Origin of the sequence: Catenulispora pinistramenti (assembly GCF_018274385.1) — a bacterium.
GTDB lineage: Bacteria > Actinomycetota > Actinomycetes > Streptomycetales > Catenulisporaceae > Catenulispora > Catenulispora pinistramenti.
The window spans coordinates 1-914 of the sequence record NZ_JAAFYZ010000504.1 but is presented as its reverse complement, the minus strand read 5'-3'; the positions used below and the strand labels follow the sequence as shown (position 1 = coordinate 914).

Genomic DNA, 914 nt, shown 5'->3' with positions numbered 1-914 from the left:
GCCGGTCTGGGGGCGGTGTGGCGATGGACGAGGTGAGTTGGTCGGCCGGGGTTGGCAGCGGTTGGGGGCTATGGGCGGATGGATGGGCGGTGGGTTCGGATGCTGATTGAGATTTTGAGGCTGGGGCTGGGGTTTGAGCCGCTGTGGCGGGAGTGCCTGGGCTAGCGGCGGGGCTTGTGACAGGCGGGCGCGGGCTCAAGGGGTCGATGGCGGAGTTGGGGTGGGCTGCTGGTGTCCTGTGGACGGCGTGCCGTGCAGAGGTGGCAGTCCCGGCCGGTCTGGCTGTGGGAAGGCTGGGGCCGGGAGTTGAACCGGTAGGGGCGGAGGTTGGCAGGCCGGCGGAGGTTGTGGGCGATGGCGCGGCGTTGATGGGAGCCATGCCCGTGGTGGTGTCGGGCGGGGCGGTGCCGGTCCGAGCGGTGTCGGTGGGTGCCGCGGCCTGTGTGGGGGCGTTGGTCGGTGTGATGCGAGTTGGAGTCGCGTTGGTGGGGGATGTGGCCGGGGCGGCGTCACCTGGGGAGAGATGGGCCGGAGTGGCGCTGGCGCGGGTTGCCATCGATGCGGCGTTGGTCAGGGCGACGTGAGCCGGAGGGGCGCTGGCCGGCGAGATGTCGGCAGGGTTCGTAGTCGGTGCGGGGGCGATGTGGGCTGGAGTAGCGCTAGGTAGGGAGGTGCCGGCGCGGGCTGTGGTCGGCGTGCTGACGTTGGGCTGGGGGATGTGGGCCGGAGTGGCGTTGGTGGAGGCTATGGCCGGAGTGGCGTCAGCCAGGGCGCTTCGGATCGATGCGGCGTTGGCGGAGGACAAGGCTGGCGTGGTGTCTGCCTGGGGGCCTTGGGCCGGTGCGGCGTCGGCTGAGGCGGATTGGGCCGGAGTGGCGTCAGCCAGGGCGTTTCGGGTCGGCGCGGCGTTGGCT

Annotated in this window: 1 protein-coding gene; it reads left to right on the top strand. The window is 71.6% G+C overall.

Annotated features, from left to right (window positions below):
- Positions 1-671: 671 nt before the first annotated feature.
- A partial coding sequence (locus KGQ19_RS48720; RefSeq protein WP_212022468.1) for a hypothetical protein occupies positions 672-914 on the top strand: 243 nt, incomplete at its 3' end.